We start from the raw sequence: 26,860 nt of genomic DNA, 5'->3' as shown, positions 1-26,860 counted from the left end.
AGCGACGGACGCTGCTATAGACTATTTGATCGCTCAGAACCAAGACCGTCGGGCGGCTATACTTATGTCAGATGTGTGACAGCAAATAACAGTTTCATGACGACAGGTGTCAGTTCCATGACGGCGGTGTCTTCGGGCCTGTGGCGTCTGTCGGGCGGGTCGGTTCAGCCCGTGGACCGGTCGTGGGCGGGGCCCGTGACCCTTCTCGTGCCGAGCGAGCGGGTGCTGATCCGGGTCGTGGATCTGCCTTTTCCGTCGCGGGCGAAGCGGGCGGCGGCCGCGCCCTTCGCCCTGGAGGACGCGATCGCCGAGCCGCTGGGCGAGGTGCATGTGGCGCTGGGCACGGAGGTCGCGCCGGGGCGGCACCTGTGCGCGGTCGTGCGGCATGCCCTGATGCGCGAGTGGGTCGCCTCGGCCGAGGCGGTCGGGATGGCGGACGCCGTGCTGATGCCCGACGCCATGGCCGTGCCGTTGCCGCCGGCCGGAGCGTGGCGGCTGGTGGTGGCGGACGGACGGGCGCTGGTGCGAACCGACGACGGCGCCGGCTTCGCGGTCGAGATCGGTCTGCTTCCGGCCCTGTGGGAGGCCGCCGACCGGCCCACGCTGCTGGCGAGCGGCGACGCCGTGCCGGACGCCATGCGGGACGGCGTCGCGGAGGCGTCGCTGGAACTTGCGGACGGTCGCCCCGTGGTCGTGGCTCCGCCGGTGGATCTGCGGCAAGGGCTTTATGCGGCGGCGCGCGGCCCGGCCTGGGGCCCGTGGAAAGTCGCCGCGGCCCTGGCCGTCGGCGGCGCGGCGGCGCATCTGGCGTTGGCCGTGATCGACGTGACGGCCCTGCATTTCATGGCGGAACGGCGGGAGGCGGAGACGCGCGCCCTGATCACCGCCCGCGACGCCTCCCTGGCCCAGACGCCGGATCTGGTCGCGGCGGTGGATCGCCTGGCGCCCGAGGCCGCGGGCGGAGACGGGCCGTTCGTCCGGACCCTGTCTCGCGCCGCGGGGGCGCTGGCGGGGCGGCCGCTGAGCTATCGAGCCGTGACCTATGGGGGCGCGGGTCAAGCGACCGCCCTGGCGGTGACGGCGCCGGACATGGCGGAGGCGGAAGCGGCGGCGCAGGCGTTGACCGCCCGGGCCCTGCCGGCCACCGTGACACTGGACCCCGTTTCGGAAACCGCCGCCGCGACCGGCGTCAACGCGGTCATAACCCTGAACGCGGGAGGCGCGGGATGAGCCGCTTCGGATCGCCCGTCGTCGTCCAGGCGGCTGAGTGGTTCGCCGCTCGCTCGGCGCGTGAGCGGCTGCTGCTGAAGGTTCTGGCCGCGCTCGGCCTGGTCGCCCTGCTCTGGTACGGCGTGATCCAGCCTCTGGCGTCCGCGCGGGCGGCGGCGATGGAGCGGATCGCGCTGCATGAAACCCTGCAGGCGCGCCTGAAGCAGGGTCCGCCGGGCGTCGCCGCGGCCGTTCCAACGGCGGCGCTGGCGGAGGGGTCGCTGGTCGAGGCGGCGCGCGCCGCGGCGGCGGCGCAGGGCGTCGCGGCCCAGATCGACGGCGACGCCGAAAGGATAACTGTGGCGGCTCAGGGCGTCCGGTTCGAGGCGGCGATGCCCTTCGTCCGGGCGCTGGAGGCCGGCGGCTCCGAGCTGTCGGACGTGCGGATGCAGGCGTCGGTGCAGCCGGGTCTGATCGACCTGACCCTGACGGCGACGCGGCCATGAGCGCACAGCCTCTGTCCGACGACGTCGTGGTTCCGCGCCTGAGCTACGCCCACTCGCGGCGGCACGGCGTGATGATCGAGCATCGGCCGGAAGGGCCGGTCTGCCTGCACCGGCGCTCCGCCGCCGTGTCCGCCCTGCTGGAGGTGCGGCGGCTGTTCGACGCGCCCCCGGCCTTCGAGCCGCTGAAGGACGAGGCGTTCGACGCCCTGCTGCGCGAGCGGACGGGCGACGCCGCCGACGCGGCGGCGGACATCGTGATGGACGAGACCGATTTGGACGCCTTGGCCCAGGACGCCGCCGCCATCGACGACCTGCTGGACAGCCGCGACGACGCGCCGGTGGTGCGCCTGATCAACGCCATCCTGCTGCAGGCGGTGCGCGAGGGTGTGTCCGACGTGCACATCGAGACCGAGGAGCGGCGATTGGTCGTGCGCTTCCGCGTCGACGGCGTGCTGCGCGAGGTGCTGTCGCCCGCGCGGTCCCTTGCGCCGCTGCTGGTCAGCCGGATCAAGGTCATGGCGCGCCTGGACATCGCCGAGAAGCGGACGCCGCACGACGGGCGCGTCACGCTGAGGATCGGCGGCATGGACGTGGACGTCCGGGTCTCGACCATCCCGACGCAATATGGCGAGCGGGTGGTGCTGCGCCTGCTGGACCGCAACACCTCGGGCCTGGACCTGGGACAGCTGGGCCTGCTGCCAGACGATCTGTCCAAGCTGCGCCGCATGATCCACCGGCCGCACGGGATCGTGCTGGTCACCGGCCCCACGGGCTCGGGCAAGACGACGACGCTGTACGCCGCCCTGACCGAGCTGAACGACCGGCGGCGCAACATCATGACGGTCGAGGATCCGGTCGAATACGCGCTGGAGGGCGTGGGCCAGATGCAGGTCAATCCGCGCATCGACCTGACCTTCGCGAGAGGGCTGCGGGCCATCCTGCGTCAGGACCCAGACGTCATCATGGTGGGCGAGATCCGCGATCACGAGACGGCCGAGGTGGCGGTGCGGTCGTCGATGACCGGCCATCTGGTGCTGTCGACCCTGCACACCAACTCCGCCATCGGCAGCGTCACCCGCCTGGTTGACATGGGGGTGGAGCGGTACCTGCTGGCGCCCATGCTGACGGGGCTGATCGCCCAGCGGCTGGTGCGGCGGCTGTGCCCGAACTGTCGGGTCGAAGATCGGGCGACGGCGGCGGACGTGGAGCTGACGTCCGGCGCGGTGGCTCTGGGGTCGCGCGTGTTCCGGGCCGTCGGCTGTTCGGCATGCCGGGGCGACGGGCATCGGGGACGGACCGCGCTTTATGAGGTGGTCGAGGTCGATCCGGCGATGCAGGCGCTGGTCCACGACGGCGCGTCGGAGGCCGATCTGACGGCCCACGCGCGGCTGACGTCCCGGTCGCTGCTTCAGGACGGCGCCGAGAAGATCGCGTCAGGCGAGACCACGGTTCAGGAGGTCGCGCGCGTGGTGCGCGAGGACGCCTGATGCCGGTCTGGCGCTATGAGGCGGTCGATTCGACCGGCCGCAACGTCCGCGGAACGGTGGAGGCGTCGGGCGACGTCGCGGCGCGCGGGCTGGTGCGCGACCTGGGCCTGTTGCCCACGGCGGTGCGGGAGGAGGGCCAGAGGACGGGCGGCGCGGCGTTCGCCGGACTGTTCGCGCGCCGCGTGACGTCGCGCAGTCTGGCGGTCGCGACGCGACAGCTGTCGACCATGATCGGCAGCGACATCCGCATCGAGGAGGCCGTGCGAGTGGTCGGCCAGGAGACGGTGGGCCAGCCGATCGGGCCGGTGCTGCTGGACGTCGCGGCCGCCATCACCGAAGGGCGCAGCTTCGCCGCGGCGCTGGACCGCCATCCGAAGGTGTTTCCGGAGTTCTATCGCGCTTCGATCGCGGCCGGGGAGCAGTCCGGCAAGCTGTCGGAGGTGCTGGCGCACCTGACCGACTTCGTCGCCTCGCGAGAGCGGGCGGAGCGGAAGGTCAAGCTGGCCCTGCTTTATCCCGCGCTGCTGGCGACGGTGTCGACCCTGATGATCGTGCTGCTGCTGGTCTACGTCGTGCCGGACATCGTGAAGGTGTTCGTGTCGCGCGGGGCGGCCCTGCCGTTCCTGACGCGAGCTCTGATCGGCCTCAGCGAGGGGGCGCAGAGGTTCGGCCTGCCGTTGTTGATCGTACTGGCGGTCGCGGGCCTGGTCTGGAATCGCTGGCTGGCGGTTCCGGCCAATGCGCTGAAGTTCGCGCGCTTCCGGCTGACGACCCCGCCGTTCGCGGACGTGATCCGCCAGCTGAACGCCGCGCGGTTCGCCGGCAGCTTGGCCACCCTGATCCGCAGCGACGTGCCGCTGGTCGACGCCATGCGGGCGGCGGCGGCGGTGACGCCCAATCTGTATGTGCGCGAGCGGGCGCTGGCGGCGACGCGGCGGGTGCGGGAAGGGGCGTCCCTGCGCCACGCGTTGCAGGAGGCGGACGTCTTTCCCCGCCTGCTGCTGGCGGTGGTGGCGTCGGGCGAGCAGAGCGGGCGTCTGGGCCCCGGACTGGCGCGGGCGGCGGCGGATCTGGAGCAGGAGCTGGAGCAGCTGGTCACCGCCCTGGTGGCGCTGGTGGAGCCTGCGGTGCTGCTGATCATGGGCGGGGTCGTGCTGCTGATGGTGCTGGCGATCCTGATGCCGATCGTCAATCTGAACACCCTGGCCGGGCTGTGACGACCGCCGGTCAGCGGACCTCGATCGTCGAGGCAGGGAGGCCCGGCAGGGCCGCCGCGCCCGCCGGCGTGACCGTGAGGCTCAGTGCGCCGTCGCGGGTGCGGCGCGCGGCCAGCAGTTCGCCGCCCGCCGGATCGCGGGCCGACAGGGAGAAGCCCTCGGCGTCCGACCGGGCCTGCGCGACCAGCGGGGGCAGGGCGGTCGTCGCGCCGCCCGAGGCGCATTGGGCGGGGCCCGTCCGGATCAGTCCCTCGCCCGCCATGCCCCCGGCCAAGGCCAGATTCCGCGCCCGCACGGTCGCCTCGCCGTCGCAGGTCAAAGGCAATAGGGGCGCCACGGCCGACGCCAGCCGCAGAGACGCGGGCCCCTGCACGTCGCGCAGCAGCATGCCGCCGTCCTTCCATGCCGCGACGCCGTCCAGGGCGGTGTCCGGCCCGCGCACGGCGACCTGGGCCGTCGGGGCGAAGCCGCTCAGCGACGCCAACGGCGCGGCGCGCCAGCCCAGGGCGAAGCCGGGCTCCAGCCCCGTCTCTCCGGCCCAGACGGTGCCGACGGCCTCCCGCTCGCCACGGATAACCGCCTCGGCGGGCAGGCTGACCACCAGGCCGACCAGATACGCCGCGGCGCCGGCGCCGATCAGGATCGCGCGCCAGCGGGTGACGCGCACGAACAGGCGCTCGAACTGAAATGCGCCGGACGCATGCACCCGATCGCCGTCCCGGGCCTTCCAGGTTCCGAACATGGGCATCCTCCGTCGCGGGCGCGCGCGTCTCGTTGGCCCAGGAAACGCGCCGTCGCAAGACGCGATCCGCGCGGCAGGGCTTCACCCTGATCGAAGTGATCGTGGCGCTGGGGCTGTTCTCGCTGATCGCCCTGGCAGGGTTCGCCTTGCTGAGGGCGGTGCTGGACGCCCAGACCCGGACCGAGGCGCGGCTGGAGCGGCTGTCGGAAATCCAGCGGTCCCTGTTCGTCGTCACCGCCGATCTGGATCAGGTCAGCGGCCGGATCGAAGGCATGCCGGACGCGATCACCTTCCAGAAGACCGACCCCACGGGCCGGCCGCATCTGATCGGCTATGGCGTCCAGGACGGCGCCTTGATCCGCACGGTCGCCGGCCCGGCGGGGCAGAGGACGCAGACGGTTCTGCGCGGCGTCACTTCGGCCCGGTGGTCCTATCGCCTGTCGGGGCTGGGGTGGGGACCGATCTCCACCTTACCGGTCGCGGCGGACGCCGGGCTTGAGGTTCCGCAGCCCACCGTGCGCGCGGTGGCCTTGGACCTCGCCCTGACCGGCCCGGACGGCCGTCCGACCGAGGTCCGGCGCGTGGTGGCGGTGCCGGAGATCGCGCCATGACCCTGCCAGGCGGCGGCGCCCGTAAGGGCATGGTCCTGCTGAACGTGCTGATCGTCGTGGCCATCAGCGCGGCGGCGGTCACCGTCATGATCGTGGCCCAGGACATCCAGGTGCGGCGGACCATCCGCTTGCACGACGCGGCCCAGGCCCAGTCCTATGCCCGCGCCGGGGAGCTGTCGGCGATCACCGCCCTGCGCCGCGACGCGCTGACGGCGCCGGACGTCGACCTGGCGACCGAACCCTGGGCGCAGATCGGCCAGACGGCGGTCGCCATCCCCAACGGCGGCTTCGCCCTGTCGATCGCCGACGAGCAGTCGCGGTTCAACGTCAACGCCTTGGTCAAGGGCGAGCCGATCCCGGCCGGCGCCCTGCTGGAGATCGCCCGTCTGGCCGGGGTGTCGCGCGAGACGGTGTCGGCCATCGAGTTGGCGCTGTCGGTGCTGGGGCCGCTGCGCGACGACGCGCCCTTGCGGGCCGCGGGGGTGGATCCGGCCGAGCTGGACCGCCTGGCCCCCTATGTCGTCTATCTGCCGCCGGAGGCGAAGCTGAACGTCAACACCGCCGATCCGGCGCTGCTGGAAATGGTGCTGCGCGATCCCGCAGCCGTGCACCGGGTGCTGGTCCGGCGGACGCAGGGCGGACTGACGTCGCAGGAGGCGACGGGCTTGGGCGCCGGCGGGCTGTTCGGAGCGTCGTCCTCGCACTTCCGCGTGACGACCGACGTGCGGGTGGGAGACGTGCGGCGCCTGACCGTCAGCCGCGTCAGCCGCAGCGAGGATGCGTCGGGCAGGCCGCGCGTGACGGTCACCGCACGCCGCCGATTGACGCCGCCTTCCTGACGCCGCGGTCTTGACCTGAGGTGCCCGAGGCGACACAAGGCGCGTCCGACGGGCCCGCCCGTGCGCGATGTGCGTCCTTAGCTCAGTTGGTTAGAGCATCTGACTTTTAATCAGAGGGTCCTCGGTTCGAGCCCGAGAGGACGTACCATCCCCGCCTTCCGCCGTTCCCGACCGCCGCCGATGCGCCGTGGCGTCCACGGCGTCGTCAGGCCCAGAGGAACCCCAGATCTCGGGAGCTGAAGTTCCGCAGGTTCGGGAAAATCGTGTCGAGGTTTGAGTCCGAGACGCCCAGCCAGCGGCCCATCGTCGCCCCGTACTGATCGACCGAGGTCGTGGGAACCAGCGAAGCGCCGGCCATGTCCGGGTTTCGGAACGCGCCCAGATCCACGCCCAGGGTCGGATACTGCCCGTAGACGTCGCCGCCGCGGACGGATCCGCCCATGACGAAATGGTGGCCGCCCCAGGCATGGTCGGTCCCGTCGCCGTTGGTCGTGAACGTGCGCGAAAAGTCCGAAGCGGTGAAGGTGGTGACGGCGTTGCGCATGTTCACGCCGCCCAGCGAGCCCAGGACGCCGTCGAAATACGACAGGGCATGCGCCACCTTGGCGAGATTGTTCGGCTGGGCGGTGTTCTGGACGTCGTGATTGTCCCATCCGCCAAGGCTGACGAAGAAGACTTGTCTGCGCAGGCCCAGAGAGCTGTTGGCCGCGATCATCCTGGCCACGGTCTGAAGCTGCACCGCCAGACTGTTGGTCTCAATCGCGCCCGAGATCGGGTTGACGTAAACCGACGGCGCAGGAATGGCGGTGACGGCGGACTGGGTGAAGGCGGAGTTGACGGTCGTCGCGGCCCCGACGGATCGTCCGGTCACCGTCGCGTAGTCCGCGGCGAACAGGCTGGCGGCGCTTGTGTCCTGAATGAGGGTGCGCACGCGCGACGGCGCCAAGGTCGATCCGAAAAGACTGGCGCTCGATGCGCCGTTCACCACCAGAGCGGGCTGGGCCGCGATGGTCATCTGATACTGCACGACGCTCTGGCCGGACAGGAAGACGGCGTTGCCCGCCGTGGAGATCGCGGTGAACAGGCTGTTCGACCCGTTCGACCCCAGGAACGCGTCGCCGAACCGCCCGCCCCAGCCGACCCGTGCGCCCTCCGAAGCGCCGGCCTGCCAGGTCGACTGCTGGTCGTTGTGCGAAAACAGATTGGACGGAAAGGCGACCGTCCGGGCCTGGTACTGAGCCTTGGTGATCGGCCGTATCAGGGTCCCGACGTTGGCCACGACGGCCAGGCGATCCGCATCGAACAGGGTCTTGAGCGGCCCCAGCATGGGATGCAGCGCGAAGGTGCGGACCGAGGCGTTGGTTCCGGCCGGGATCGGGTTGGGCGTTCGAGGCACGATCGGCAGGACGCCGCCCCACGCCTCAGGCGAGCGCGCCGTGACGGTGCGGCCGGTCACGGGCGAGACCAGCCCGACGGGCGTCGGCGGCGTTCCGGGCGGCATCAGGGCGATGGGATCGTCGCCGGTGTTGCGCGCCGCGAAATAGCGTCCGAACGAGTCGCCGTCTGTCGCGAGCACGGTGTTGTTGGAGTCGTTGCCTCCGAACAGGAACACGCAGACGAGCGCCCTGTAGTCCGGCGCGGCCTGGCTGGCCGCCGATCCCGCGGCCGCGAGCTGGGCCGCGAAGGGCGCCGCGGCCCCGAGAATGGACAGTCCGCCCCCGATGCGGAGCAGGTGACGGCGATCCAGCGGTGAGAGGGTCATCCTGTCGTCCTCATCGCTGAACCAGGTATTCCGGCGAGATCATCGTCAGATAGACGGCCAGCTTCGCCCGGTTCAGGCGTGCCGTGTCGATCTGCGTCTGGCTGGCGCCCGCGCCGGGAATGGCGACGCTGTTCACGCACTCGACGATGTGTGCCCTGAGCGTGGTCGACATCTGACCGTAAAGCAGCAGGCGGTTCATCCTGTCGGCCAGCTGCGTCGCATCGTCGGCCACGGCGACTTCGGCCTGGTAGGCGGAACGCACGTCGGCGCCGGATCCGATGCCCGTGCCGATCGCTCCCTGGATGGTGTTGGCATATCCGGCGACGGTCACTTCGTCGACGATCTGGAATTCTGGGGCATTCAGGCCGGCTGAGCCCAATCGGGTGTTCGGCGGCACATATCCGGGCCTGAAGAAGTTGAACACGGACGGAGCCGCCAGCGCCGACTGAGCCAAGGACAGGCTGCTGCTGGTGGACGTGATCAGCCAGTTGCCGGAGACCGAGGTCGCGCCGAACGCCCGCATCCAGTTGACGAGGCGGACCATCGGTTCGCGCACCTTGCCGAAGGCGCCGCTGCCGACGGCCGACATGTCGCGCGCTTCCGCATCGAACAGGACCGCCCGCACCACCGCGGCCAGATCGCCGCGCACGCCGGCGCCGTTGTCGTCGAAAACGGCGGCGACCCTGCGGACATAGGCGGAGCTGGGGTTGCTGGTCACCAGCCGCTGGATCAGCTGACGGCCGATGAAGGGACCGACGTTGGGGTGGTTGAAGATCACGTCCAACGCCTGGCCCAATTCCGTGGCGGCGTCGGCCGACGCGACGGTGGTTCCCAGGAAGGTCTTGGTCGAGGTGGAGTGGAAGGCGGGATAGAAGATCATCGGCCGGACGCTGGCGTCCGGATCGCGGTTTCGGCCGAAGAAGGTGTTGTTCGTCGGCGTCGGCGAGTACCAGCTCATGCCGGTGAACACGCGCGCCAGTCCGGAGATGTCCGCCGGCGTGTAGGCGGGAACGGGCACGCCGGAGCCGTCGGTGACGACTGTGCCGTCCGGGTTCAGCCGGTTCACCCCGATCGTCATCAGCTGCATGACTTCTCGGGCGAAATTCTCGTCGGGGTTCCGACCGGTCGTAGGGTCTTCCTTCTGGTTGGCCAGATGGGTCAGGTAGACGCCCATCATCGGATGCAGGCTGACCTGTTGCAGGAGTGTGCGGAAATTGCCGAAGACGTTCGCGCCCAACATGTCGTAGTAGGCGCCGGCTCCGCGCGCGTCGACGCCCGGATCGAGCAACGAGATCACGAAGATTTCGGAAAGCGCCAACTTCATCCGCTGGCGAAGTTGGTCCTGGGCGGTGGCTGCTTGAAGCCAGAAGCTTTCGTAGAAGTGATTGGCGTTCAAGGTCGCGGACGGTTGGGTGATGCGCAGTTGCACCAGCCGGTTGTCCATATAGGCTTGATGCGAGGACGACGGCAGGGTGACCTGCATGTCCACCCACCGCGCATATCCCAACGACTTCAGTGCGTTGATGTCGGCGTCGGTGGCGCCGAACGTCGCCTGGGTCAGGAACCGGGCCGCCTCGGCGTCGCTGAGCGGCGCTCCGCCGCCGGGAGGAGCGGGGCCGGCGCCGCTGCCCTGCTCTCCACCGCCGCCGCAACCGGCGAGGCCCGCGGCGAGCACGGTTGAAACGGCGACCAGCCGAGCACATCCGGCCATGGCGACGATCGTCACGAGCACTCCCCCCAGAGCTGCTTCGCCTCGACCATCCTACAAATGCAGAACTTGCGCGACAGGAATCGGCCGCGGCCGGCAAACGGATGCGTGATCACCCGCTCCGGGGGAGCCGGCAACGCGGCTCCCCCGGGGCTGGCGGCTGGAAGGGTCTCTTGATCGCCTGACGTCACGACCGCTCTTGCGTCATCTGCGACTCGCTCTCAATGTGCGAACGATTCGCAAGTGGAGGCGCGTCATGATCCTGCTGTTGCCGGCGTCGGCGCTGATCGAGCGGATGCGCGCGGACAGGGAACGACGGGCGGCGCGACCCGAGGTTGCGCCGCCCGCCCGTCATCCGGTCACTCCGCCGCGGGCGTAGCGGCGGTGAGGGGCCAGCCGTTGTTGGCCAGGTCGGCGTCGGCGGTCTGCTGCATCGGATCGACCATGACGGAGGTCACGGTCTTGTCCGTCACGTGCTGCCAGGTGATCGTGCGGTTGTTCTGGCGCCAGATCTCGGCCGGGATCTTCACCGTCTCGGTCGTGCCGTCGTCGTAGGTGAACTGAACGATGATCGGCATCACCACGCCGCCGACGTTCGAGAAGGTCAGGCGGTACAGTTTGCCGTCGAAGGACCGGGCGCGGGCGATCAGGCCGTCGTACTGGCCGTTCTTGGCGGCCGCCCAGGTGCGGCGCTGTTCGTCGGTGATCGGGAACTCGGCGGAGCCCTCGTCGGACGGATCGTCCAGCGCGGGCATGCGCTCCACCAGCGGCACGCGGCCCTCGGCCCGGTCGGCCAGGACGGTGACCGAGGGCGGCTCCGGCGCCGGCGGGGTCGCCGGGGCCTGCGCCTGCTGCCCGCCGCCGCCCGCGTTCGGCTGTTCCGGCGTGGCGACGACGACGCTGTCCAGCGAGATGTCGACGTGGTCGGTGGAGTAGAACCAGCCGCGCCAGAACCAGTCCAGGTCCATGCCCGAGACCTCTTCCATGGTGCGGAAGAAGTCGTACGGCGTGGCGCGCTTGAACTTCCAGCGGCGGCCGTATTCGGCGAAGGCGCGGTCGAACAGCTCGCGGCCCATGACCGTCTCGCGCAGCACGGTCAGCGCCACGCCGGGCTTCACATACCCCTCATAGCCGTAGTTGGTCAGGCTCTGGGCATTGGTCATCAGCGGCTGCTGGTTCTCCGACAGCATGTGCCGGATGATGCCGCCCCGCGGCTCGCCCGAGGCGTCGAACTCGGCGTCCCACAGCTTCTCGGCCTGGAACTCCACGAAGGTGTTGATGCCTTCGTCCATCCAGATCCACTGGCGCTCGTCGGAGTTGACTATCATCGGGAACCAGATGTGGCCGATCTCGTGGATGATCACGCCGGCCAGGGCGTATTTCACGTCGTCCACGCGCTGCGGCGTGCCGTCGGGCGCGCGCTGGGGGCGGGCGCCGTTGAAGGTGATCATCGGATATTCCATCCCGCCGACCGGGCCGTTCACCGACTGGGCCGTGGGATAGGGATAGGGGAAGGTGGCCTCCCCATAGACGTCCAGCGCATGGGCCACGGCGCGGGTCGAAATTTGATCCCACAGCGGGCGCGCCTCGCCCGGGTAGAAGGACATGGCCATGACCACGGGCATCTCCGGGTCGCCGTTCGGCACGCCCATGGCGTCCCAGACGAACTTGCGCGAGCTGGCCCAGGCGAAGTCGCGCACGTTTTCGGCGCGGAAGGTCCAGGTGCGGGTTCCATCGACCGCGCCAAGCTCAGCGGCCGCGGCCTCGGCCGGATTGACGATGTAGACCGGGTCGGTGGCGGTGCGGGCGGCGGCGTAGCGGCGGCGCTGCTCGGCCGTCAGGACGTCGCGGTCGTTGACCAGCAAGCCGGAGGCGGCGACCACGTGGTCGGCCGGAACGGTGATGGAGACCTGATAGTCGCCGAACTCCAGCGGAAACTCAGACCCCAGATAGGGCAGCTGGTGCCAGCCCTCGTAGTCGGAGAAGGCCGCGAGGCGCGGGAACCACTGGGCCAGCTGGAAGATGCAGTCCGACTGGCCGTCGGAGGCGCGGAAGCATTCATAGCCCGAGCGCCCGCCGGTCAGGTCGCCGTCGCCGATGGCCAGGGTGTAGCCCATGTCGAAGGTCACCCGCTCGCCCGGCTTCAGCGGCATCGGCAGGTCGATGCGCATCAGGGCGTCGTTGACCAGGAAGGGGATCGGCCGACCGCGGGTGTCGGCGACGGTCAGGTTGCTGAAGCCGCCCTCCCAGTCCTCGTAGATCAGCACCTGGGCTACGTCGAAGATGCCGAAGGTGCCTTCGTCGCCCGTCGTGGAGGTGACGCGGTCCATCGAGTTCCGCTTGAAGCCGTTCTGGTCCAGCAGGACCCAGAGGTAGTCCAGCTCGTGCGGGGAGTTGTTCTGATAGGTGACGCGCTGGCTGCCGGTCAGGCTGCGGCCCGCCTCGTCGAGGCGCACGTCGACGACGTAGTCGACCTTCTGCTGCCAATAGGCCGGTCCCGGCTCGCCGGTGGCGGCGCGATACACGTTGGGGGTCGGCCAGTCCTCGCCCTCGAACTGGCGGAAGGCGTCCTCGTATTCGCCCTTGGACTGGTCCACGGCGCCGACGCTGACCTGGGCGTGGGCGGCCGAAGCGAGCAGGGCGAGGCCGGACGCGGCCACCATCAGAAGTTTCAGCCGCATGGTCGTGCTCCGGTCGGGAAAAGCGTCGAAATCGCGGCGGACCTTACTGCCCGCCAGAACCGGCGCAAGGCGCGGATCATTACGAAGCGGACAGGATGTCGCGCGGTCGATGAGGGCTTGACCGTTCCAGCGTTACATCATAGTGGAACGCGCCATGACCGACGTCCTGCCCCGGAACGCCGCCGCCGCGGCCCGCAGCCGCGTGGAACTGTACGACGCCCTGCTGGCGCTGACGACGCGCGAGGAGGTCGACGCCTTCCTGTCTGACCTGTGCACCCCGGCCGAGGTGCGCGCCTTCGCCGAGCGGTGGCAGGTGGCGCGCCTGCTGGACGGCGGCGGCAAGACCTATCGCGAAATCGCCGCCGAAGCCCAGGCCAGCCCGACCACGGTCGTGCGGGTCGCCCGCTTCCTGAAGGAGATGCCGCATCAGGGATACCGCCTGGTGCTGGACCGTCTCGCCGCCAAACACTGAGTCAAAACCTATGAGTACCGTGAAGGGGCGGCTGCGCATCGCCGTCCAGAAGTCCGGCCGCCTGTCCGAACGCAGCCTGGACCTCGTCCGCGACGCGGGCCTGAGGGTCGTCAAGGGCACGAACGACCTGCTGTACCGCATCGAGAATGCGCCGATCGACCTGTTGCGCGTGCGCGACGACGACATCCCCACCTTCGTCGCGGACGGGGTCTGCGATCTGGGCATCGTCGGCGAGAACGTGCTGGAGGAGGGGCGCAACGGCGGGCCGAACGCCGAGGTGGTCATGCCGCTGGGCTTCGGCCGGTGCACGCTGAAGATCGCCGTACCGCCGACGCTGGACTATGCCGGGCCTGCCTCGCTGGAGGGCCGGCGCGTGGCGACCAGCTATCCGCGCGTGCTGAAGCGCTGGCTGGCTGACCAGGGCGTGACCGCCGACGTGGTGACCATGCGCGGGGCGGTCGAGGTCGCGCCGCGGCTGAAGCTGGCGCACGCCATCTGCGACCTGGTCTCGACCGGGGCGACGCTGGAGGCCAACGGCCTGCAGGCGCGCGAGACCGTGCTGGACAGCCAGGCGGTGCTGATCCGCTCGCCCGTCGCGCCCGAGCCGGAACTGGCCGACCTGCTGGACAGCATCGTCGAGCGGATGGCGGGCGTGGTGGCCAGTCAGGGCGCCAAGTACGTGATGCTGAACGCGCCGCGGGCCAATCTGGATCGGATCACGGCCCTTCTGCCCGGCGCGGGCGCGCCGACGGTGATGCCGCTGTCGGGGCGCGAGGACGCGGTCGCGGTTCACGCCGTCTGCCAGGAAGCGGTGTTCTGGGAGACGCTGGAGAAGCTGAAGGCCGAGGGGGCGTCCGCCATCCTGGTCCTGCCGATCGAGAAGATGATGTGATGAAGCGGTTCGACTGGGCTTCACTGGACGAAGCGGGTCGGCGCGAGGCGCTGGCGCGTCCCACGCGCCGGGCTGAGGCCCGCGTGACCGACGGCGTGCGCGCCATCCTGGACGACGTCCGGGCGCGCGGAGGGGCTGCGGTTGCCGAGTGGGCGTTGAAGCTGGACGGGCACGCCCCGCGCCGGGTCGTGCTTGACGCGGCGACGGTGGCCGAGGCGCGATCGGCCCTGCCGCCGGCCGACGTGCGGGCCCTGCGCGTCGCGGCGGACAACGTGCGGGTCTTCCATCAGGCGACGCGGCCGGAGGACGGCGCCTGGGTCGAGACGACGCCGGGCGTGCGCTCCCGCATCGCCTGGCGGCCGATCCGGTCGGCGGGGATCTATGTGCCCGGCGGCACGGCGCCCTTGTTCTCGTCGCTGCTGATGCAGGCGATCCCGGCCCAGGTGGCGGGCGTGCCCGTGCGGGTGGCCGTGACGCCCCCGGCGAAGGACGGCGGTATCCACCCGGCCATGATCCTGGCGGGCGCCGAGGCGGGCCTGGAGGAGATCTGGCTGATCGGCGGGGCGCAGGCGATCGCGGCGCTGACCTTCGGCGCGACGTTCGACGACGGGGCGATCCCGGCGTGCGACAAGCTGTTCGGGCCCGGCAACGCCTGGGTGGCGGAGGCGAAGAAGCAGGCGGCTGCCCTGTCGGGCGGGCCGGCGGTGGACATGCCGGCGGGCCCGTCGGAACTGATGGTCGTCATCGACCGCGACGCGGCGCCGGAGATCGCAGCTGCCGACCTGCTGAGCCAGGCCGAGCACGACGCGGACGCCCAGGTGGTGCTGGTTTCCACCAGCCGGGCGACCATCGACTACGTGCTGACCGAGGTCGAGGCGCAACTGGCCGACCTGCCGCGCGCGGACGTCGCGCGGGCTTCTCTGGCCGAGGCGCGGGCGATCCTGGTGCGCGACCTGGACTCCGCGCTGGAGGTGATCAACGCCTATGGCCCCGAGCACCTGGCGTTGCAGGTCGACGACGCCGACGCGCTGATCGACGGCATCACGGCCGCAGGGGCCATCTTCGTGGGCCGGCACGCGGCCGAGACGCTGGGCGACTATGCCGCCGGGCCCAGCCACGTCCTGCCGACCGACGGCGGGGCGCGGACGCTGGGCGGGATCACGACCGCCAGCTTCATGACGTCGATGTCGGTGCAGACCGTGACCGGGCGAGGTGCGGCGGAACTCGGACCGGTGGCGGCGCGGCTGGCGCGGCTGGAGGGGCTGGAGGCGCACGCGCGGGCGGCCGATATGAGGAGCGCGGGATGACGTTGCCCGCGCCGTTTCCCCCGCTGGTTTCCGGCGCCGAGGGCCTGGATCGCGCGCCGTCGTCGACGGCGGCCGTCGCCGCCCGCATGGCCGAGGTCTATGGCGTGCCCGTCGACCACATCCTGCCGGTGCGCGGGGCGTCGCATGGGCTGGAGCTGATCTTCCGGCTGGCGGCGCGCGACGGCCTGAGGGTCGAGGCGCCGGGCGTGCCGCCGTTCGACGCCTTGGCGAAACTGTATCGCGCGTCCCCGGAAGGCGCGGAAACCTTGGCCATCATCGTGCGCGGACTCGGATCGGGCGAGGCGGTGGCCGAAATGGCGGCGCGGGTCGCCCCTACCCTGCTGGTCGTGGACGAGGCACGCGCGGAGTATTCCGACCAGCCCCCGGTGGCCGCCCTGACGCGCGAGCGCGAAAGCCTCGTCGTCGTGCGCAGCCTGTCGCTGTCGCACGGTCTGACCGGGGCGCGGGTCGGCGCCCTGATCGCGCGACCGGAAACGCTGGCGCGGATCGCCGAAGTGCTTGAGCCGCATCCCGTGCCGGAACCCAGCCTGCGGCTGGCGCTGCAGGCGCTCGACCCGTCGCGCGTGGTCGAAACCGAGGCCCGGATCGCGCGCGTCCGCGACGAGCGCGCCCGCATGGTCAAGGCCTTGTCGCGCGAGATGTCGGTGGAAACCGGCGTCGGGCCGGTCATCGCCGCGCGGCCGAGCGACCTGGCCGGCGCCCGCGCGGCGCTGGCGCGGCTGGGCGTCGCCGCCGAGGTCGAGGGCGAGCGCCTGCGCCTGCCCGTCTTCGCCAGGACGGAGCTGAACGACCGGACGCTGGCGGCGTTCGGACTGGCGGCCGCGGGGCGGCCGCATCGCATTGGGCAGGCCGTGCGCGACACGAAGGAGACGCGCATCGTCTGCGCCGTCGATCTGGACGCGACCGGTCCGGTGGTGATCCGCACCGGCGTCGGCTTCTTCGACCACATGCTGGAGCAGGTGGCGGCGCACGGCGGCTTCTCGCTGAGCCTGTCTTGCGAGGGCGACCTGCACACCGATCCGCACCACACGATCGAGGACAGCGCCATCGCGCTCGGCCAGGCGCTGAAGCAGGCGCTGGGCGAGCGGCGCGGCATCGCCCGCTACGGCTTCGTCCTGCCGATGGACGAGGCCGAGGCGAAGGTGTCGATCGACCTGTCGGGCCGGCCCTATCCCGTGTTCGAGGGCCAGTTCTCCACGGCGTTCCTCGGCGAGTATCGCACCGACCTGACGGCCCACGTGATCCGCAGTCTGGCGGAGCACCTGGGCGCGGCGATCCACGTCTCGGTGACGGGGCAGGACGACCACCACAAGACCGAGGCGGTCTACAAGGCGCTGGGTCGCGCCTTGCGTCAGGCGATCCGCGTCGAGGGCGAGGCCGTGCCGTCGACCAAGGGGGTGCTGTGAGCACGGTCGCGGTCGTCGCCTACGGCGCCGGCAACGTCGCCTCGGTCCGGTTCGCGCTTGAGCGGCTGGGCGCGGAGGTGCGGCTGGTCTCGACGGCGGCGGAGATCGAGGCGGCCGAGCGCCTGATCCTGCCGGGCGTGGGCGCGGCGGGCTATGCGATGGCGCGGCTGACGGAGCTGGGGCTGAGCGAGGCGATCCGGGCGTTTCCGCGCCCGCTGCTGGGCGTTTGCCTTGGGCAGCAGCTGCTGTTCGAGCGCAGCGACGAGGGCGAGGCGGAGATGCTGGGGCTGATCCCCGGTCGCGTCCGCCGGATGGAGCCCGGCCCGTCGCGGCCGGTGCCGCACATGGGGTGGTCGCGGTTGGAGTTCGTGGGCGACGATCCCTTGCTGGACGGGCTGGGCGACGAGGCCTGGGCCTATTTCGTGCATGGCTACGTCTGCCCGGACGGCCCGGCGACGCTGGCGAAAGCTGAGTACGGCGGGGCGGTGCCGGCGGTGGTGCGGGCGGGGAACCGCTGGGGCTGCCAGTTTCACCCGGAGCGGTCGAGTGCCGCCGGGGCCCGCATTCTGAAGAACTTTCTGGAGCTGCGCGCGTGATCGTCTATCCGGCCATCGACCTGAGGGACGGCGCCTGCGTGCGGCTGATGCATGGGCGGTTCGACGAGGTCACGCGCTATGACGACGCCCCGGTCGCGCGGCTGGCCGCCTTCGTCGCGGCGGGCGCCGCGTGGGTGCACGTCGTCGATCTGGACGGAGCCCAAGCCGGGCGCGCGGTGCAGCACGCCCTGATCGGCCGGCTGGCGCGGTCGGCCGAGGTCCGGATCCAGTCCGGCGGCGGCGTGCGGTCGCGTGAGGACGTGGCGGCCCTGCTGGACGCGGGCGTGGCGCGGGTCGTGGTCGGCTCGCAGGCAGTTACGGCGCCCGGGGCGGTGGCGGACTGGCTGGCGGAGTTCGGGGCGGAGCGGATCGCCCTGGCGCTGGACGTCAATGTGAAGGACGGCGTGCCGGTGCCGGCGCTGAAGGGCTGGACCGAGGCGGCGGCGGTCACCCTGTGGCAGGCGCTGGACCGGTTTCCGGAGGGGACCGCGCGGCACTTGCTGGTCACCGACGTCGGCCGTGACGGCGCCCTGACTGGGCCCAATCTGGAGCTTCTGGCCGAGATCGTTCAGCGGCGGCCGGACCTGGACGTGCAGGCGTCGGGCGGCGTGGCGGAGACGTCGGACCTGACCGCCGCGCGCGAGGCGGGCTGCGCCGGGGCGATCGTGGGGCGTGCCATCTATGAGAGGCGCTTCACCGTCGAACAGGCGCTGGAGGCCGTGCGATGACGGCGCGGCGCATCATCCCCTGTCTGGACGTCAAGGACGGGCGGGTCGTGAAGGGCGTGCGCTTCGAGGGGCACCGCGACATGGGCGACGCCGCCGAACTGGCCGCCCGCTATCGCGACGAGGGGGCCGACGAGCTGGTCTTCTACGACATCACGGCCAGCCCCGAGGGCCGGACGCTGGACTATGGCTGGGTCGAAAGCGTCGCGCGGCTGCTGGACATCCCCTTCTGCGTCGCCGGCGGCATCCGCACGGTGGAGCAGGCGGCGCGATGCCTGGAGCACGGCGCGGACAAGGTGTCGATCAACTCCCCGGCGCTGGAGAGGCCGGATCTGATCGCCGAGATGGCGGAACGGCTGGGCCAGCAATGCGTGGTCGTGGGCGTGGACAGCCGCAAGGTGGGCGACGACTGGATGGTGCACCAGTACACCGGCGACCCCACGGCAAGCCGCGGCGCCGGGCGCCGGACGCTGGACTGGATCGTGGAGGCGCAACGGCTGGGCGCCGGCGAGATCGTGCTGAACTGCATGGATGAGGACGGCGTGCGGCGCGGCTATGACCTGGAGCAGCTGTCGGCGGCGCGGGCGCGGGTGACGATCCCCCTGGTGGCGTCCGGCGGGGCCGGGTCGGCGGCGCATTTCGTCGAGGTGTTCGAGCAGGCCGACGTGTCGGGGGCGCTGGCCGCCAGCGTGTTCCACACCGGGGTTGTGCACATTCCGGACTTGAAGCGCGAGCTGGCCGCGGCCGGCGTGGAGGTGAGGCCGTGATCGATCCGGAGACGCTTGATTTCGACAAGGGCGGCGGTCTGATTCCGGCGGTGGTGCAGGACGTCGACACCCTGCAGGTGCTGACGCTCGCCTACATGGACAGGGCGGCGCTCGACGAGACGATCGAGAGCGGCGAGGCGACCTTCTTCTCGCGCTCGCGCGGCGGCCGATGGCGCAAGGGCGAGACGTCCGGCGACCGGCTGTTCGTGCGGCAGATGATCGCCGACTGCGACGGCGACGCCCTGGTCGTAAAGGTGCGGCCGGTGGGCAGCGCCTGTCATCTGAACCGCGTCAGCTGTTTCGGCGACGAGGACGCGCCGGGGCTCGGGCGTCTGGCGCGGCTGGAACGGACGATCGCCGAGCGGGCCGAGGCCGATCCCGCCGAAAGCTGGACCGCGCGCCTACTGGCTGAAGGGCCGAAGCGGGCGGCGCAGAAGGTGGGCGAGGAGGGCGTTGAGACGGCCCTCGCCGGGGCGGCTGGCGACGCGGCGGAGCTGGCTTCGGAGGCGGCGGACTTGATCTATCACCTGCTGGTGCTGCTGAAGGCGCGTGGCCTGTCGTCGCAGGACGTGCTGGACGTGCTGGCCCAGAGGGCGGTGAAACGCTAGGTCGCCGCCGGATTTCACCGATCCCTCATCTCGCGCTCACGACGCGGGGCCCGCATTGCTGAAAATTAACAGGAGCGACGGAAACGCCGCGACTACACGTTCAACGACGTCCGATCGACATCAACCCTCCTCCCAGGCTCCGAACATGATCCTCCGTACGCTGCTCGCGACCACGGCCCTGTCTCTGTTCGCCGCGACGGCCGCCGCCGCCCAGGATCGGCCGCCCGCCCGGCCCCAGACCCCCCCGACTCAACAGCCCGCGGACGACGACGAAGAGGGCACCGAGGTCGAGGAGGTCGTAGTCCGTGGCGTGCGCCCGGACATTCTGAGCCAGGCCGACCGGATGAGCTACAACGTCGCCAACGATTTGCAGGCCCAGTCGGGCTCGGTCGCCGACGTGCTGCGCAACGTGCCGGGCGTCGAAGTGGATCTGCAGGGCAACGTCAGCCTGCGCGGCGACGGCAACGTGACGATCCTGATCGACGGCCGCCCGTCGGCGATGTTCAGCGGCGGCAGCCGCGCGGATGCGCTCCAGGCCATGCCGGGCGGCACGCTGGAGCGGGTGGAGGTGATCACCAATCCGTCCGCCGCCTTCAGCCCTGAAGGATCGGGCGGGATCATCAACCTGGTGACTAAAAAGACGCCGCAGTCGGCTCAGGCCACGCAGAGCGGAACCCTACGTCTCGGGTATGGCGGGGAGGGCCGCTACAACGCCTCGCTGAGCGGCAGCCGCCGCGACGGCGCCCTGACGATTGCGGGCGACCTGGGCTTTCGCAACCAGGAAGGCGAGAACGTGAGCGAGCGCGACCGTTTCCGCCCCGGTCCGACGCCCGCCGACCAGCGCATCGAGCGGAACCGGAACGTGAACGACGGCCGCTTCCGGTCCACCAACGCCCGCCTGAGCGCCGACTATGACTTGAACGCTCGCGACCGGATCAGCGGCGAGTTGGGCTGGCGCGAGTTCAGCGTCGGCGGCGACGGCGTCGAGACCTTCAGTCGGGAGGACGGAAACGGCCTCGTGCTGGACTCTTATGCGCGCGACGGATCGACGTCGTTCGGCAACGACGGCTTCAACGGCCGCACCACGTGGCGGCGCAAGTTCGAGGGCGATCTGCACGAACTGGTCGTCGATCTGGAGTTCAGCCGGTTCGAAAACGAACGGCTGACCGAGGCCTTCACCGACTACACCGCCGGGCCCGGCACGGACTTCGCCGAGCGGATCGGGGGCGGCTCGACCTCGGACGAATGGGGAATCAAGGCCGACTACACGCGTCCCCTGGGCGAGCGCAGCAATCTGAAGATCGGCTACGAGCTCGATGTCGAGGACGACGTCTTCGACAACTTCGGCTTCCGTGGCCCCACCTTCGCCAGCCTGGCGCCGGTCGCGAACCTGAACAGCGAGTTCCGCTACGACGAGACGATCCACGCCGCCTACGTGACCCATGACCGCCCCTTCGGCGATCTGGACGTCCAATTCGGCCTGCGTCTTGAGCAGGTCGAATTCACCATCGACCAGGTGACCCAGAACGTGCAGGCGTCGCGCGACTATTTCCGCGCCTATCCGACCCTCAATTTCGGCTATCAGCTGACCGACAGCCAGCGTCTGCGCGGGGGGTACAGCCGCCGCATCTCGCGCCCGCAGCCGCAGGATCTGAACCCGTTCACGACCTATGTCGACGTGCAGAATCTGCGTCGCGGCAACCCTGACCTGGACCCGGAGATCACCGACAGCTTCGAGCTGGGCTGGCAGATGCGGCAGGGCCGCACCTTCTACTCGGCGACGCTGTTCTACCGCGACAGTTCCGGCGGGGTGACCGACGTCGTGCAGGATCTCGGCAACGGCGTGGTCCTGACGACGCGTGAGAACCTCGGCGAGGCGCAGCGCACGGGCGTCGAGTTCATCGCCAACGGCCAGCTGCCGGCGGGCATCAGCTACAACGTCTCGGGGACCGTTTTGAAGAACGACATCTTCGTGCCGGGCGTGGCGGGATCGGATCGCAGCGGCACGACCGCCAGCGTGCGCGCCTCGCTGAACTGGCAGCCTACCGAGGTCGACTTCTTCCAGGCCAACGGCTTCTACAACGGCGAACAGCTGCAGGCGCAGGGGTATCGCGAGCCGTTCGGCATCCTGAACCTGGGCTATCGTCGCAAGCTGACCGACGACCTCAGCCTGACCCTGACCGGGGTCAACGTCCTGGACACGGCCGAGCAGAAGGTGGTGATCGACACTCCGGACTTCAGCGACCGTACGACCAACCGCTTCCAGGAGCCGGCCTTCTTCGTCGGCCTGACCTGGAATTTCGGCGGCGGTCCGCGGCGGCCCGAGCAGTTCGACTTCAACACCGGGCAGGGACCGGGCTGACGGCGGTCAGACCGCGCCCAGCCCCTGGGCCAGACCCAGGGCGATCCAGGCGCGGGCGACGTCGGCGCGGGCTCCGGCCAGGTCGGCGGCGACCTGGCTTAATGCCAGGTCCGCCGCGAGCACGTCGAGGATGGACGTGACCCCGGCATGGTGGCGGCGGTCGGCCAGGGCGCGCCGGTCATCTGCGGCGGTCAGCGCCTCTTCCAGAACCCGGGCGCGGGCCTGGGCCCACGACAGGGCCGCCAGGGCGGTCTCGACTTCTGCGAGCGCCCGGGTCGCGGCGCGGCGATAGGCGATCGCGGCCTGGTCCCGGCGGGCGTCCGCCCCGTCTCGCGCGGCCTCCAGACGGCCGAAGCTGAACAGCGGCGCGCTGAGCGAGCCCGCGACCGAGCCGAGCGGCCCGCTCACCGAGAAGGGCGTCTCCGGATCGATCCACCGACCGCCGAGGGCGGCGGACAGGCTGACGCTCGGCCAGAAGTCCCTGCGCGCCGCCTCGGCGTCGAACCCGGCGGCGCGCAGATCGGCCTCGGCCGCCCGCAGGTCCGGTCTCCGGGCCAGAATCTCCACCGGCGGCGCCGCGCCGACGGCCAGGGGGCCGCCGGGCAGGCCCGGCCGTTCGCCCCGCAGGGCGCCGGGCGCCAGACCCAGCAGGGCTTCCAGCGCCAGACGGGCCTCGTCGGCGGCTTGACGCGCCGTCAGCGGCCGGGCCCGGGCGGCGGCCAGTTCGGCGCGGGCGGCGGCCGGATCCAGCCCCGACGTCAGGCCGGCGCGCGCGCGCGTCTCGGCCACCTCCAACGTCTCTTCCAGGGCGGCGACGCCCGCCTCGCCGGCGGCGACCCGGGCTTCGGCCTCGGCCCACAGGACCACCAGGCGGACGGTCTGGCCCCGCGTGGCCTGGCGCACGGCGGCCAGGCGCGCGGCCTCCGCCTCCGTCGCGGCTTGGGCGGATCGCGCACGGGCGCCGGCCGCGCCGTTCAAATCGGGCGACCAGATAAGCGACGCCAATCCCTCGGCCTGCGACTGCTCCAGGTCGTCGACGCGCGCGCTTTCGGCCGATCCGCCGGCGCCGACTTCGGGGCGCAGCAGGGCGCGTGCCCGCCCGCCGCGCGCCTCCGCCTCACGCAGGCGCGCGGCCGCCAGGGCCACGTCGTCCGCCCCGTCCGCCAAGGCGATCAGCCGCTCGATCAGCGGGTCGTCGAACGTGCGCCACCACTGATCGTCGACGCCCTCGGCCGGCAATGCCGAAGCCTGCGTCCACGTCTGCGGGACGTCGCGCGTCGCCTCCAGCGGCGGCAGGGCGGGCGCGGCGCAGGCGGCGATCGACGCCCCGACGCCCATCAGAAGCAGCGCGCATCTCATCGGGCCGCTCCGGTCGGGCGCGGCGCGGCTTCGACGAAGACGTCCATGCGCTGACCCAAGAAGGCGGGATGGGCGACGGGGTCGAAGGCGTAGAGCACTTCCACCACGCGGGTGTCGACGCGCTCCGACCCGCCGGACAGGGCGCGCTTCTCGACGGCCTGCGGCTCCACCCGGACGAAGGTGAGCGGCGCCCTGACGTCCGACCGCCCCCGCAGCACGCCGTAGGCCCGGCCATTGGTGCGCAGGCGGCCCAGGTCGGCCTCGTCGAACTCTGCCCGGACGTGCAGGCGGCCGTCGGCGCCGAGCGCGATCAGGGGCTGGGCGGCCGGACCGGCGGCGGCGAACTCTCCGGGGCGCACGTCCACGCGATAGACGCGCCCGGCGATGGGGGCGGAGACGGTCAAGCGCGCCAAGTCGGTGCGCCTGACCCGCACCGCCGCCTCGGCCGAGCGGACCTGGGCCCGCGCCGCGCCGACCGCGGCCTCGGCCCTGCGCACAGCGAACCGACGGCGGTCCAGCTCATCGACGGCCAGGGCACGGGGATCGTCCACGGCCTCGAACAGGCTCAGCCGCTGGCGTTCGTCGGCCAGGGCGACCTCCGCTTGTCGCAGCGTGGCGCGGGCCACCTCGACGTCGGCCTCGGCGGCGGCCAGGGCGGCGGTGGCGGCGCGGGCGTCCAGAACGAACAGCGGCTGCCCGGCCTGGACCGCCTCGCCCGGTCGGACCAGGACGCGCGTCACCACGCCGGACAGCTCCGTGGCGACGGAGATCAGCTCACTCTCCGGTTCCACCGTTCCGACGCCCGACAGCGAGCGGTCAAGCGGCGAGGTGGCCGGGGCCGCAGGCGGCTGGGCGCGGGTGCGCGCGGGCTGGATCACGGTCGAGACCGCGAAGATCAGAAGCCCGCCCGCCGCGATCGGCAGGGCGAGGTTGGACAGGCGCTTACGCAGGCTGGTGGACATGGAGACCCTCCGGGAGCGTGCCGTGGCGGCTGTCGCCGACGATGCGGCCGTCCTCCATGGCGATGATGCGGTCGGCGTAGCCGTAGATGCGGTTGTCGTGGGTCACGACCAGGACGGCCCGGCCGGGACCGGCGGCGGCCTCCTTCAGCAGGCCCATGACCTGACGGCCGGTTTCGGCGTCCAGCGCGGCCGTCGGCTCGTCGCACACGACCAGATCGGGCTCGTGCACGATGGCCCGGGCGATGGCGACGCGCTGCTGCTGGCCGCCCGACAGCTGGCGCGGCAGCTTGTCGGCGTGCGGGCCCATGCCCAGCGTCTCCAGCACCCCGCGGGCGCGGTGGGCGGCGACCTTCAGCGGCACGCCGTCGGTGACCAGGGCCATGGCGGCGTTCTCGGCCGCGGTCAGGGCCGGCAGCAGGTTGTATTGCTGGAAGATGAAACCGATCCGCTTGCGCCGCAGCCGCACCTTGTCGGCGTCGCGCAGGGACGTGATCGTCTGGCCCATCACCGTCACCTCGCCGCCGGTGGGGCGCAGGGTGCCGGACAGGATCGACAGCAGGGTGGTCTTGCCGCAGCCGGACGGTCCCACCAGCATGGTCAGTTCGCCGGCGGCGATGTCCAGATCCACGCCGAACAGAACCTGGGTCTTCACCCCGTCGGAGCCGAAGGCCATGTCCACGCCGCGCGCGATGACCGGTGCGTCGAAAGCCATGGCCGTCATCCCCGGAACACGATGGCGGGATCGACGCGGTAGACCTTCAGAAGGCTGCCCAGCGACGAGATCAGGATGATCAGGAAGACGACCACGCCGGTGCCGACCAGCACCTGCCACGGCAGGTAGAAGTCCTCCAGCGCCGCGCCGCCGCTCACGAAGGTGAAGAACAGGGCCGCCCCGCCCATGCCCAAACCATAGCCGATGGCCCCGACCACGGCGGCCTGGAGCAGGACCATGGCGGTGATCTGGCCGTTCGTCGCGCCGATGGCCTTCAGCGCCCCGAACTGGCGCAGGTTCTCGATCACGAACAGATAGAAGGTCTGGGCCGTCACCGCCGCGCCGACGACGAAGCCCAGCATCACCGTGATGCCGAAATTCACCGGGATGCCCGTCCGCGTCAGATAGTATTGCACGCTGCGCCAGGCGAACTGGTCCCAGCTCAGCGCCTGGTAGCCGGTCTGTTCGGTGATGCGGGCGGCCAGAGCCCTGGGGTCCTCGCCGTCGCGGGCGCGGACCAGGACGAACGACATCGTGTTGCGCTGGGGCGGCGTCAGCTTCAGCGCCTCGGAATAGCGCATATAGGCGATGGGAAAGGTGATGAAGGGCGGGCTGGCGTCGGCGATGCCGGTCACCACCACGCGCCGGTCGTTGATTTCGGCCTCCACCCCCACCTTGGTCAGCGGATCGTCGCCCGGCCAGATCAGGCCCGCGCCCTCCTTGTCGAACACGATGCCGCCGGGTTGGCGCAGGGCGTTCAGATCGCCCGCCAGCCACTCGCGCGGGGCGCCGACCAGGCTCTCGTCGTCGACGCCGACCAGGCTGACCTGATTGATCAGTCCGTCGCGGGTCCGCAGGATGGCCAGACCCTTGTAGAGCGGCGTCGCCCATTCCACGCCGTCCACCGAGCGCACCCGCCCCAAAGCCGCGTCGGGCAGAGGCTCCACCTCGTCGACGTAGCGCACGCGCGGGTCCATGACCCAGACGTCGGCCTCGCGAACGTCCAGCACCTGGTTGGCCGTTCGCGTCATCAGACCGACGAAGATCGAGACCTGCTGGCTCATCAGCAGGGTGGCGAAGGCCACGCCGAACACCAGCGCCAGATATTTGGCGCCGTCGCCCAGCAGCATTTTCAGCGCGACAGATCGCATCCTCGGAATCCCATGATCCGTGGTCGGGGTTGCGCCGGGACTGGCGCCTGGGGGTAAGCTGGGGTACTGTTCGAATAACAATACTGATCGGTTCAGTATGTCAAGTGACGGTGCGATGACGTTCGCCGAACCCACGATCCGTCGGGGTCGCCCCCGCGACGCCGCCAAGGATGAAGCGATCCTGCAGGCGGCGGGCGACCTGTTCATGGAGCATGGCTATGAGGCGGTCAGCGTCGACGCCGTCGCCCAGAAGGCAGGGGTGTCCAAGGCCACGATCTATGCCCGATACGCCGACAAGGACGCCCTGTTCGCGGCGGTGCTCCGACAGGAATGCGAGCGCGCCGTCTCGCCTGACAGCTTTCTGCCCGCGCCGGACCAGCCGGTTCGCGACACCCTGATCCTGCTGGCCACCCGCTTCCTGGATCTGGTGACGGGCGAGAAGGCGATGCAGATGAATCGCGTCCTGGTCGCCGAAACGGCGCGGGCCCCCCGCATGGCCGAGCTGTTCTACGAGACGGCGGTGCTGAACCTGAAGAACCGCGTCGCCGACTGGCTGCGCGCGGAAACGGTCAAGGGCCGGCTGAACGTCCGCGATCCGGACGGCGCCGCCTGGCGCTATCTGGGCGGCGTCAAAGGCGAGGCGCATCTGCGCGCCTCCTTCGGCCTGCCGCCGATCGAGCCGGAGCGGCTGAAGGCCCACCTTGAGGCGGCCGCCGACGAGTTCATCCGCGCCCACGCGCCGGAGCGGCCATAGCCGC

General features: G+C 71.0%; 24 protein-coding genes and 1 tRNA gene. 17 read left to right on the top strand and 8 right to left on the bottom strand.

The window, feature by feature from the left end; genetic code table 11:
- Positions 1 to 96 precede the first annotated feature (96 nt).
- The 4 genes from gspL to VGN45_RS02615 are packed head-to-tail and all read left to right on the top strand — an operon-like array spanning position 97 to position 4,419.
- Positions 97 to 1,230, top strand: coding sequence for a type II secretion system protein GspL (gspL, locus tag VGN45_RS02630; protein WP_327459004.1), 1,134 nt, complete (start codon positions 97 to 99; stop codon positions 1,228 to 1,230).
- Positions 1,227 to 1,715, top strand: coding sequence for a type II secretion system protein GspM (gspM, locus tag VGN45_RS02625; RefSeq protein ID WP_327459001.1), 489 nt, complete (start codon positions 1,227 to 1,229; stop codon positions 1,713 to 1,715). The genes gspL and gspM overlap by 4 nt, the downstream gene beginning before the upstream one ends.
- Positions 1,712 to 3,202, top strand: coding sequence for a GspE/PulE family protein (locus VGN45_RS02620; RefSeq protein WP_327458999.1), 1,491 nt, complete (start codon positions 1,712 to 1,714; stop codon positions 3,200 to 3,202). The genes gspM and VGN45_RS02620 overlap by 4 nt, the downstream gene beginning before the upstream one ends.
- Complete coding sequence (locus VGN45_RS02615; protein WP_327458997.1) at positions 3,202 to 4,419, top strand: type II secretion system F family protein; 1,218 nt, start codon at positions 3,202 to 3,204, stop codon at positions 4,417 to 4,419. The genes VGN45_RS02620 and VGN45_RS02615 overlap by 1 nt, the downstream gene beginning before the upstream one ends.
- A gap of 10 nt (positions 4,420 to 4,429) precedes the next feature.
- Here VGN45_RS02615 and VGN45_RS02610 read toward each other — a convergent pair whose 3' ends face one another.
- Complete coding sequence (locus tag VGN45_RS02610; RefSeq protein ID WP_327458995.1) at positions 4,430 to 5,161, bottom strand: hypothetical protein; 732 nt, start codon at positions 5,159 to 5,161, stop codon at positions 4,430 to 4,432.
- A 32-nt stretch (positions 5,162 to 5,193) separates the two neighbouring features.
- Here VGN45_RS02610 and VGN45_RS02605 point away from each other — a divergent pair, with 32 nt between their 5' ends.
- The 3 genes from VGN45_RS02605 (at position 5,194) to VGN45_RS02595 (ending at position 6,759) form a co-directional block, all read left to right on the top strand.
- Positions 5,194 to 5,772 carry a prepilin-type N-terminal cleavage/methylation domain-containing protein gene (locus VGN45_RS02605; RefSeq protein WP_327458993.1) on the top strand — a complete coding sequence of 193 codons (579 nt, stop codon included), beginning with the start codon at positions 5,194 to 5,196 and terminating at the stop codon, positions 5,770 to 5,772.
- Positions 5,769 to 6,611, top strand: a complete 843-nt coding sequence (locus tag VGN45_RS02600) for a hypothetical protein (RefSeq protein WP_327458991.1) — start codon at positions 5,769 to 5,771, stop codon at positions 6,609 to 6,611. Before VGN45_RS02605 ends, VGN45_RS02600 begins: the two co-directional genes overlap by 4 nt.
- A gap of 71 nt (positions 6,612 to 6,682) precedes the next feature.
- Positions 6,683 to 6,759: transfer RNA gene (locus tag VGN45_RS02595), tRNA-Lys, on the top strand.
- Between the two features lie 57 nt (positions 6,760 to 6,816).
- On the opposite strand, the gene VGN45_RS02590 is transcribed toward VGN45_RS02595, so the two are convergent.
- From VGN45_RS02590 to VGN45_RS02580, 3 genes are all read right to left on the bottom strand, one after another.
- A complete protein-coding gene (locus tag VGN45_RS02590; protein ID WP_327458989.1) occupies positions 6,817 to 8,373 on the bottom strand; it encodes a DUF1501 domain-containing protein in 1,557 nt (518 codons plus the stop codon).
- A gap of 10 nt (positions 8,374 to 8,383) precedes the next feature.
- A complete protein-coding gene (locus tag VGN45_RS02585) occupies positions 8,384 to 10,099 on the bottom strand; it encodes a DUF1800 domain-containing protein (protein ID WP_327458987.1) in 1,716 nt (571 codons plus the stop codon).
- A 341-nt stretch (positions 10,100 to 10,440) separates the two neighbouring features.
- The gene (locus VGN45_RS02580; RefSeq protein WP_327458985.1) at positions 10,441 to 12,762 is read right to left on the bottom strand and encodes a M1 family metallopeptidase; all 2,322 of its coding nucleotides are present in this window, start codon (positions 12,760 to 12,762) and stop codon (positions 10,441 to 10,443) included.
- A gap of 154 nt (positions 12,763 to 12,916) precedes the next feature.
- Between VGN45_RS02580 and VGN45_RS02575 the strand changes: the two genes are divergently transcribed.
- The 9 genes from VGN45_RS02575 to VGN45_RS02535 all read left to right on the top strand — a co-directional run bounded on the left by VGN45_RS02575 (position 12,917) and on the right by VGN45_RS02535 (position 21,918).
- The gene (locus VGN45_RS02575) at positions 12,917 to 13,234 is read left to right on the top strand and encodes a YerC/YecD family TrpR-related protein (protein WP_327458983.1); all 318 of its coding nucleotides are present in this window, start codon (positions 12,917 to 12,919) and stop codon (positions 13,232 to 13,234) included.
- A gap of 10 nt (positions 13,235 to 13,244) precedes the next feature.
- Positions 13,245 to 14,126 (top strand): ATP phosphoribosyltransferase, encoded by an 882-nt coding sequence (gene hisG / locus VGN45_RS02570; protein ID WP_327458981.1) that lies wholly within the window; start codon positions 13,245 to 13,247, stop codon positions 14,124 to 14,126.
- Complete coding sequence (hisD, locus tag VGN45_RS02565) at positions 14,126 to 15,433, top strand: histidinol dehydrogenase (RefSeq protein ID WP_327458979.1); 1,308 nt, start codon at positions 14,126 to 14,128, stop codon at positions 15,431 to 15,433. The genes hisG and hisD overlap by 1 nt, the downstream gene beginning before the upstream one ends.
- On the top strand, positions 15,430 to 16,860 hold the full coding sequence (hisB, locus tag VGN45_RS02560) for an imidazoleglycerol-phosphate dehydratase HisB (protein WP_327458976.1): 1,431 nt from the start codon (positions 15,430 to 15,432) through the stop codon (positions 16,858 to 16,860). The genes hisD and hisB overlap by 4 nt, the downstream gene beginning before the upstream one ends.
- A complete protein-coding gene (gene hisH, locus VGN45_RS02555; RefSeq protein WP_327458974.1) occupies positions 16,857 to 17,456 on the top strand; it encodes an imidazole glycerol phosphate synthase subunit HisH in 600 nt (199 codons plus the stop codon). The genes hisB and hisH overlap by 4 nt, the downstream gene beginning before the upstream one ends.
- Positions 17,453 to 18,184 (top strand): 1-(5-phosphoribosyl)-5-[(5-phosphoribosylamino)methylideneamino]imidazole-4-carboxamide isomerase, encoded by a 732-nt coding sequence (hisA, locus tag VGN45_RS02550; protein ID WP_327458972.1) that lies wholly within the window; start codon positions 17,453 to 17,455, stop codon positions 18,182 to 18,184. The genes hisH and hisA overlap by 4 nt, the downstream gene beginning before the upstream one ends.
- Complete coding sequence (hisF, locus tag VGN45_RS02545) at positions 18,181 to 18,948, top strand: imidazole glycerol phosphate synthase subunit HisF (protein WP_327458970.1); 768 nt, start codon at positions 18,181 to 18,183, stop codon at positions 18,946 to 18,948. The genes hisA and hisF overlap by 4 nt, the downstream gene beginning before the upstream one ends.
- The gene (gene hisIE / locus VGN45_RS02540; protein WP_327458968.1) at positions 18,945 to 19,556 is read left to right on the top strand and encodes a bifunctional phosphoribosyl-AMP cyclohydrolase/phosphoribosyl-ATP diphosphatase HisIE; all 612 of its coding nucleotides are present in this window, start codon (positions 18,945 to 18,947) and stop codon (positions 19,554 to 19,556) included. The genes hisF and hisIE overlap by 4 nt, the downstream gene beginning before the upstream one ends.
- A 145-nt stretch (positions 19,557 to 19,701) precedes the next feature.
- A complete protein-coding gene (locus VGN45_RS02535; protein ID WP_327458966.1) occupies positions 19,702 to 21,918 on the top strand; it encodes a TonB-dependent receptor domain-containing protein in 2,217 nt (738 codons plus the stop codon).
- 6 nt (positions 21,919 to 21,924) lie between these two features.
- Here VGN45_RS02535 and VGN45_RS02530 read toward each other — a convergent pair whose 3' ends face one another.
- From VGN45_RS02530 to VGN45_RS02515, 4 genes are read right to left on the bottom strand one after another with little or no spacing between them, the layout of a single operon-like run.
- Complete coding sequence (locus VGN45_RS02530; RefSeq protein WP_327458964.1) at positions 21,925 to 23,277, bottom strand: TolC family protein; 1,353 nt, start codon at positions 23,275 to 23,277, stop codon at positions 21,925 to 21,927.
- On the bottom strand, positions 23,274 to 24,239 hold the full coding sequence (locus VGN45_RS02525) for an efflux RND transporter periplasmic adaptor subunit (protein ID WP_327458962.1): 966 nt from the start codon (positions 24,237 to 24,239) through the stop codon (positions 23,274 to 23,276). Before VGN45_RS02525 ends, VGN45_RS02530 begins: the two co-directional genes overlap by 4 nt.
- Positions 24,220 to 24,951, bottom strand: coding sequence for an ABC transporter ATP-binding protein (locus VGN45_RS02520; RefSeq protein WP_327458960.1), 732 nt, complete (start codon positions 24,949 to 24,951; stop codon positions 24,220 to 24,222). Before VGN45_RS02520 ends, VGN45_RS02525 begins: the two co-directional genes overlap by 20 nt.
- A gap of 5 nt (positions 24,952 to 24,956) precedes the next feature.
- On the bottom strand, positions 24,957 to 26,102 hold the full coding sequence (locus VGN45_RS02515; protein WP_327458957.1) for an ABC transporter permease: 1,146 nt from the start codon (positions 26,100 to 26,102) through the stop codon (positions 24,957 to 24,959).
- A 115-nt stretch (positions 26,103 to 26,217) separates the two neighbouring features.
- On the opposite strand from VGN45_RS02515, the gene VGN45_RS02510 reads away from it, so the two are divergent.
- A complete protein-coding gene (locus VGN45_RS02510; RefSeq protein ID WP_327458955.1) occupies positions 26,218 to 26,856 on the top strand; it encodes a TetR/AcrR family transcriptional regulator in 639 nt (212 codons plus the stop codon).
- Positions 26,857 to 26,860 lie beyond the last annotated feature (4 nt).

Origin of the sequence: Brevundimonas sp. (assembly GCF_035999125.1) — a bacterium.
Lineage (GTDB): Bacteria > Pseudomonadota > Alphaproteobacteria > Caulobacterales > Caulobacteraceae > Brevundimonas.
The sequence above is the reverse complement of the archived record's forward strand: the minus strand, read 5'-3'. Positions and strand labels throughout refer to the sequence as shown.